Annotated in this window: 8 protein-coding genes and 2 tRNA genes; 9 read left to right on the forward strand and 1 reads right to left on the reverse strand. The window is 64.8% G+C overall.

From position 1 onward, the window contains the following. On the forward strand, positions 1-234 hold a 234-nt coding region (locus BDIM_RS04270), incomplete at its 5' end, for an oxidoreductase C-terminal domain-containing protein (RefSeq protein WP_040344997.1). A 705-nt stretch (positions 235-939) separates the two neighbouring features. On the opposite strand, the gene BDIM_RS04275 is transcribed toward BDIM_RS04270, so the two are convergent. Continuing rightward, a tRNA-Thr gene (locus BDIM_RS04275) sits at positions 940-1,014 on the reverse strand. Positions 1,015-1,409: 395 nt separating this feature from the next. Between BDIM_RS04275 and murA the strand changes: the two genes are divergently transcribed. The 8 genes from murA to BDIM_RS04315 all read left to right on the forward strand — a co-directional run bounded on the left by murA (position 1,410) and on the right by BDIM_RS04315 (position 5,904). After that, entirely contained in the window at positions 1,410-2,699 is a 1,290-nt protein-coding gene (gene murA / locus BDIM_RS04285) for a UDP-N-acetylglucosamine 1-carboxyvinyltransferase (protein WP_003164344.1), read from the forward strand. After that, positions 2,689-3,192: a DUF2948 family protein gene (locus BDIM_RS04290; protein WP_003164345.1), complete on the forward strand. Its 504-nt coding sequence runs from the start codon at positions 2,689-2,691 to the stop codon at positions 3,190-3,192. The genes murA and BDIM_RS04290 overlap by 11 nt, the downstream gene beginning before the upstream one ends. Further along, positions 3,189-3,656, forward strand: coding sequence for a UPF0262 family protein (locus BDIM_RS04295; RefSeq protein ID WP_003164346.1), 468 nt, complete (start codon positions 3,189-3,191; stop codon positions 3,654-3,656). The genes BDIM_RS04290 and BDIM_RS04295 overlap by 4 nt, the downstream gene beginning before the upstream one ends. Positions 3,657-3,761: 105 nt before the next feature. Beyond that, the gene (gene infA, locus BDIM_RS04300; protein ID WP_003164348.1) at positions 3,762-3,980 is read left to right on the forward strand and encodes a translation initiation factor IF-1; all 219 of its coding nucleotides are present in this window, start codon (positions 3,762-3,764) and stop codon (positions 3,978-3,980) included. 8 nt (positions 3,981-3,988) lie between these two features. Next, positions 3,989-4,588, forward strand: coding sequence for a Maf family protein (locus tag BDIM_RS04305; RefSeq protein WP_040344999.1), 600 nt, complete (start codon positions 3,989-3,991; stop codon positions 4,586-4,588). After that, positions 4,588-5,598 (forward strand): ribonuclease E/G, encoded by a 1,011-nt coding sequence (locus BDIM_RS04310; protein WP_003164349.1) that lies wholly within the window; start codon positions 4,588-4,590, stop codon positions 5,596-5,598. Before BDIM_RS04305 ends, BDIM_RS04310 begins: the two co-directional genes overlap by 1 nt. 2 nt (positions 5,599-5,600) lie before the next feature. Beyond that, on the forward strand, positions 5,601-5,765 hold the full coding sequence (locus BDIM_RS17070; RefSeq protein ID WP_003164350.1) for a DNA gyrase inhibitor YacG: 165 nt from the start codon (positions 5,601-5,603) through the stop codon (positions 5,763-5,765). Positions 5,766-5,828: 63 nt separating this feature from the next. Beyond that, positions 5,829-5,904: transfer RNA gene (locus BDIM_RS04315), tRNA-Phe, on the forward strand. Positions 5,905-6,436: the final 532 nt, after the last annotated feature.

Here is a 6,436-nt window from a genome sequence, read left to right on the forward strand (position 1 = left end):
TTGCAGATCGCGGGCGTGCCTTTCGACGCCGATCGCCAGCTGGTGCGCGGCGACCCGGCCGGCGGCGCCTTCTCGGTTTTCCACCTGAGCGGCGACAGGATCGTGGCGGTCGAGGCGGTCAACGCACCGGCCGACTTCATGGGCGGACGGCTGCTGATCGGGAAGGGGACGGCGGTGGACGACGCCCTGCTGGCCGACCCGACAGTGTCGATTAAGGCGGTGGGTTTGACCTAAGGTAGGGTCGGCGGGGGGCATGGAAGGGTGCTGACATCTCTCGCTTGTCGCGCATTTTAAAAGGCGATGAGGCGTTACTTCACAATCATGTTAATTGTACATACCGGCGGTATGTGAATTGCTCATTTCCCTGTTGTTGGAGGAAGTGGCTATGAAAAATATAAATGTTCGCCGTATCATTTCGCTTGGATTGGCTATCTCAGGTTTGTTCGGCGTTGTCACATTGGCTGGCGCTAGTCAGGCGAGGTCTGATTTCTATTATCAGTATTATTTTTACAGCGACTCAAGTCATACTAATCTCGTGGGGCAGGCTAGGCAGTATTGTCTGAATAATAATATAATTATAACGCCTTTAGTTGCTGGCGTTTGGACGGATTATTATACTATGGAAGCTATCGGTCGGTGCCCGGGTTTGGGTGACTGGTAGTCGGCAGTAGAGTGGGTAGTAGTCGGAAGGCCCCAGGCATCGCCTGGGGCTTTTTTCGTTCAGTCCCGACGGCGACCGCTATGGGACGTGAGTTTACGTCGCGGCAGTTAGAGAAGCTTCGTGAAGAGCTCGATCGCGCGGATTGGTGGCGCGGTTCAGGGAAGTTTCCAATAAATGGAAATCACTCTTAAAATGTTCGCGATGATTGCGATCTGGTCCCCGCGGGGGGGTAGTTTCTGATTTCTCGGAAACCCCCTTGTAAATCCAAGGGGTCAGTGTGGTGCCGCCGGGCAGGATTGAACTGCCGACCTCAGCCTTACCAAGGATGCGCTCTACCACTGAGCTACGGCGGCGGGTCACTGAGGAAGCGGCCGTATAGCCAAAGGTTTCGGCCGGGCCAAGCCAAAAATGCACGCTTGATCAAAATCTTTGCACGCGGTCTGCTGCCGTCATGGATAAGCCGACCAAAGACGCAGACGAGACGGGCGCTGACGTCGCCTCGCCCCCTTCCGCCAGTCCCGCAGCCTTGGCCAAGGCCGAGCGCGCGGCGCGCCTGGCGGCCGCCCTGCGCACGAATCTGCGCCGCCGAAAGGCGCCGGGCGCGGGCGGCGCGCGGCCGCCGAGCGAAAGCAACTGAAAGTCATCCGTCTTGCGACGTTACGGCCTTTCGCGGGCGCCGTTCGGCTTGCTAGATAACCGGTTCGCCGGGCCGTAGGGGTCCGGGCCTCCCAGGACTTCCCCGACACCCATGGACAGCATCGTCATTCACGGCGGCAACCGCCTTAACGGCTCGATTCCGGTCAGCGGGGCCAAGAACTCGGCGATCAAGCTGATGGCGGCGTCGATCCTGACGGATCAGCCCCTGCTGCTGAAGAACATGCCGCGTCTGGCGGACACGCGATTCCTGGGCCAGTTGCTGCGCCAGTTCGGCGTGGAGGTGACCGAGCGCGACGGGGCGGACGGGCAGGAGACCCTGTTTCATGCGCCGGAGCTGACCTCGACCTTCGCCCCCTATGACCTGGTGCGTCAGATGCGGGCCTCGTTCAACGTGCTGGGGCCGCTGCTGGCGCGCACGGGGCACGCCAAGGTCTCCCTGCCGGGCGGCTGCACCATCGGCGCGCGGCCGGTCGATCTGCACCTTCAGGCCCTGACGGCCATGGGCGCGGCGATCGAGCTGGAAGAGGGCTATGTCAGCGCCACCGCGCCCAAGGGCCTGCGCGGGGCCGAGATCGAGTTTCCCTTCGTATCGGTCGGTGCGACCGAGCACGCCCTGCTGGCCGCCGTGCTGGCGGACGGGACGACGGTGCTGAAGCGTGCGGCGCGCGAGCCGGAAATCGGCGACCTGGCTCGCTGCCTGATCGCCATGGGCGCCAAGATCGAGGGCCTGGATACGGACGTGCTGACGATCACCGGCGTCTCGTCCCTGTCGGGCGCGACCTGGTCGGTGATTCCCGATCGAATCGAGATGGGCTCCTATGCGCTTGCTGCGGCGATGGCGGGGGGCGAGGTGCGCCTGACCAAGGGCCGCGCCGACCTGATCACCGCCCTGACCGACAAGATGGTCGAGGCGGGCGTCGAGATCGAACCGACGCAGGACGGCCTGATCGTGCGTCGTGACCCGATGCAGCGGCTGAAGGCGGTCAACGTCACGACCGAGATCTATCCGGGCTTCGCCACCGACCTGCAGGCGCAGTTCATGGCCCTGATGACGACGGCCGAGGGCGAAAGCGTCATCCACGAGAACATCTTCGAGAACCGTTTCATGCATGCGCCGGAACTGGCGCGCCTGGGCGCGGACATCGCCGTCCATGCGGGCGAGGCCGTGGTGCGCGGCGTCGAGGGGTTGAAGGGCGCGCCGGTCATGGCGACGGATCTTCGCGCCTCCATGTCTCTGGTCATCGCCGGTCTTGTGGCCGAAGGTGAGACGACGGTCGGCCGCGTCTATCACCTGGATCGCGGTTTCGAGCGGATGGAAGAGAAGCTGGGCGCCTGCGGCGCCGATGTCCGACGGATCAAGGGGGAGGGCGATGAGCACTGACGGCGAACCGATCTCGACCCTGACCGACGAGGTGGCGGACGAAGGCGCCGCGGGCGAAAGCCTGGCGCCGATGACGCCCCTGCGCCTGCTGGCCGAGGACGCGGACGACCTGCAGATCATCTCGGCCGCGCTTCAGGACGCCATCATGCGTCCGGTCGACATCCGCTGGGAGAAGGAGGCGCGGCGCCTGACCGTCGTCCTGTCGCGCTTCTGCTGGGAATGCGGCGGCACGCGCGTCATGGCGGCCATGCAGTTCGGCGACGTCCAGGCGGTCAAGAGCCGCCGTCTGCCGCGCCTGCCCGAGGCGGCGCTGGAGCTGTTGGCGCTCGACTTCCTGCCGACCGAGGCGCCGGGCGGTCAGGTGATGATGATGTTCGCGGGCGGCGGCGATCTGCGGATCGACGTGGAGTGCCTGGATGCGGTGCTGACCGACCTTTCCGAACGCTGGCCCGCGCGGGTGGCGCCGATCCATCTGGACGGAGCGGCGCAATGAGCGGACCGCACAAGCTGACCGCGATCGAGATCGACAACGCCTCCCTGCCGGCCGCGACGGCCGAGATCGAGCATCAGCGCCGGGTCGCTATCTTCGATCTGGTTGAACAGAACAGTTTCATCCCGGACGGCGCGGCGGGCGGTCCTTACACCCTGGCCCTGTCGTCGCAGGATAATCGTCTGGCCTTCGATATCGCCGGACCGGATTTCAGCCGGACGCATGTCCTGTCGCTGACGCCGATGAAGACGGTGATCCGTGACTACGGCCTGATCTGCGAAAGCTACTACGAGGCCCTGCGCGGTTCCTCGCCCAGCCAGATCGAGTCAGTCGATATGGGGCGGCGCGGTCTGCACAATGAAGGCGCGGCCCTGCTGAAAACCCGGCTGGACGGCAAGGTGGAGATCGACCAGGAGACGGCGCGCCGGCTCTTCACCCTAGTCTGCGCCCTCTACCGTCGGGGCTGAACTCGACTATCTAAGCGTTTTGGTGCATTAGGCGCCCTCACTTTCACGGCTCGCGCTCACGCTCGGCGCGGGCCCGTAGCTGTTCACACGGGCGAGAGAGGCCGCATGGCTAAGGAAGAACTGCTGGAATTCCCCGGCGTGGTCAGCGAACTGCTGCCGAACGCGACGTTCCGCGTGACGCTGGAAAACGATCACGAGATCATCGCCCACACCGCGGGCAAGATGCGCAAGAATCGCATCCGGGTGCTGGCCGGCGACAAGGTGCTGGTCGAAATGACGCCCTATGACCTGACCAAGGGTCGCATCACCTACCGCTTCAAGTAAGGACGCGCGTGTCGCGTCCTGACGCTTCGGCTCCGAGGTTGATTCTGGCCTCGTCGAGCCCGCGCCGCATCGAATTGCTGGCGCAGATCGGCATTGCGCCCGATCTGGTCGATCCCGCCGATATCGACGAAACGCCTGAAAAGGCCGAAACGCCGCCGCGTCTGGCCCAGCGCCTGGCCTGCTCCAAGGCGGCGGTCGTGGCGGAACGTCATCCTGACGACGTGGTCCTGGCGGCGGACACCGTGGTGGCCGTGGGGCGCCGCCTACTGGAAAAACCCGCTGACGAGGCGGAGGCGATCCGCTTCCTGAAGCTGTTGTCCGGGCGCAATCATCGCGTCTTCACCGGCGTGGCCGTGATCTGCGGCGGGCGCACGTCCTGGCGCGTGGTCGACACCCGCGTCAGCTTCAAGCCGTTGTCTCAGGACGAGATCGCCGCCTATGTTGCTTCGGGCGAATGGCGCGGCAAGGCCGGGGGCTATGGCATTCAGGGCCGGGCCGCCGCCTTCATCACCCGAATCGTCGGCAGCCACCCCGCCGTCATGGGCCTGCCTCTGTATGAGGCGGCGAATCTCTTGCGCGGCGCAGGCTGGAGAGGCGAGGCGGCCTGATGGCCGATGTCGAGGTCTTCCTGGACGCGGCTCCGGGCGAGACCCGTGGCATGGTCTTTCGCGGCGGCCGCGCCTGCGCCCTCATTATACATAGAGACGACGATCGGCCTGAGCATCGCCTGGGGGCTCGCGTCGTCGGCCGTGTGGCGCGCCTGGCGCCTGGCCTGCACGGGGCCTTCATCGACCTGGGCTGCGGCGAGCCGTTCGGCTTTCTGCCGTTGGGCAAGGCGGATCGTCCCCCGGAAGGCGCCAAGCTTGAACTTTTGGTCACGGCCGAGCCGCGCGAGCGCAAGGGGCCGGTCTTGCGCCGCCTGGGAGAGGCGGGCGGAGAGCCGCGTCTGCTAGCGGCGGGACCCGACGTCGCCGCCATTCTGAACATGCTGGCGCCGGGCGTGCCTGTGTCCACGGGCGCCGAGGCGATTCATGCGGCGTTGGAGGCTGAAGAAGAAGCGTCGTCCGACGGCGTGATCGAACCGGGCGTGGGTCTGGACCTGGCCGTGCAGCGGACGCGCGCCCTGATCGCGGTCGACATTGATTACGCGCCAGCCGCCGGTCGAGATTCCCGCAAGGGGCGCGAGGCGGTGAATCGCGAGGGCCTGCGCCAGACGGCGCGGTTGCTGGCGCTGAAAGGGTGGGGCGGTCTGGTCGCCATCGACCTGGCGGGCGTCGGCCTGCATCCAGAGACCACTCTATTCATGGCGCGCCAGGCGTTCGCCGATCACGCCGGGGCGGCGATCGGGCCGCTGAGCCGGTTCGGCCTGCTGCAATTGTCTTTGCCGTGGGGGCGTACGCCTGCCGATGAACGGTTGGCGGCGCCGGGGGCGCTGGAGATCGGCGCCCTGCGTCGCCTGCGCCTCGCCTTGCTGACGGATCGCGCCGTGCCGCGCCTGACGCTGCACTGTAGTTCGACGTCAGCGGCGATCCTGTCCCCCTGGGTGGCGCAACTGGGGCCGCGCGCCCACATCCGCCCGGACGCCGCGCCGGGCGTGTTCGAGATCAAGGAGAGCTGAGCATGGCCCAATGCCCCATTTGCCGTCGCGCCGAGGCCGTCGCCGCCTACAAGCCCTTCTGCTCCAAGCGTTGCGCCGACATCGATCTGCAGCGTTGGTTCACCGGCGGCTACGCCATTCCGGCCGAAGATGCGCACGATGATGAAAAAGATCGCGGAATTGAGTGAATTGGCGTCTGGACAGCCCGTCCGGGCTCGCCTATAGAGCCGCCTCTCGCGACGCAAAGCGACGCCTGGATAGCTCAGTTGGTAGAGCAGCGGATTGAAAATCCGCGTGTCGGTGGTTCGAATCCGCCTCCAGGCACCACTTTTCCCTCACATGATGATTATTCGCCTCGGCCTTGAAAAAGCCGAAAAATCGTCATGGGCCTAAACATTCCTTAACATTCTCTGCGTTGGCATTTTTGTTGCCGTTGTATTTCATTCAAATGGAATATTTGTGCGCCTCCGCCTCGGGGGCGAGGCGCGCGGGGTGAAAAGCTATTTTCCGCCCTTGACGCTCCGATAGCCGTTCGTCAAAGGGACTTAACCGCATTCTTGCTTGCAGGCTGTGGACGGGGGGGTATGGTTCCATCGCTCCAGTCTGCAAAGCGTCTCAGGATGTTTCGTAAGAATGCGGCGCCGACCGGCGGGGGAGAAATTCCGGCGGGAGGAAAATTTCACGGTAAAGGCCCAGCCGACTGACGCGGCTTGGGTTTTGGGTTCCACGAGTCAGACCAAAGCAGGAACTGGCGAAACATGCTCGATAGCAAGAAGACGAATATCCTCCTCGCAATGGCCGGCGCCGCCGTCCTGATGGCGAGCTCGCCGGTTCTGGCGCAGGACGCGGCCGCACCGGC

The organism is Brevundimonas diminuta ATCC 11568 (assembly GCF_000204035.1).
Taxonomy (GTDB): Bacteria; Pseudomonadota; Alphaproteobacteria; order Caulobacterales; family Caulobacteraceae; genus Brevundimonas; species Brevundimonas diminuta.

Bases quoted from the DNA above. Each gene is read 5' to 3' on its own strand.
- murA (WP_003164344.1), top strand. From the start codon at position 1,410: ATGGACAGCATCGTCATTCACGGCGGCAACCGCCTTAACGGCTCGATT.
- BDIM_RS04290 (WP_003164345.1), top strand. From the start codon at position 2,689: ATGAGCACTGACGGCGAACCGATCTCGACCCTGACCGACGAGGTGGCG.
- BDIM_RS04295 (WP_003164346.1), top strand. From the start codon at position 3,189: ATGAGCGGACCGCACAAGCTGACCGCGATCGAGATCGACAACGCCTCC.
- infA (WP_003164348.1), top strand. From the start codon at position 3,762: ATGGCTAAGGAAGAACTGCTGGAATTCCCCGGCGTGGTCAGCGAACTG.
- BDIM_RS04310 (WP_003164349.1), top strand. From the start codon at position 4,588: ATGGCCGATGTCGAGGTCTTCCTGGACGCGGCTCCGGGCGAGACCCGT.
- BDIM_RS17070 (WP_003164350.1), top strand. From the start codon at position 5,601: ATGGCCCAATGCCCCATTTGCCGTCGCGCCGAGGCCGTCGCCGCCTAC.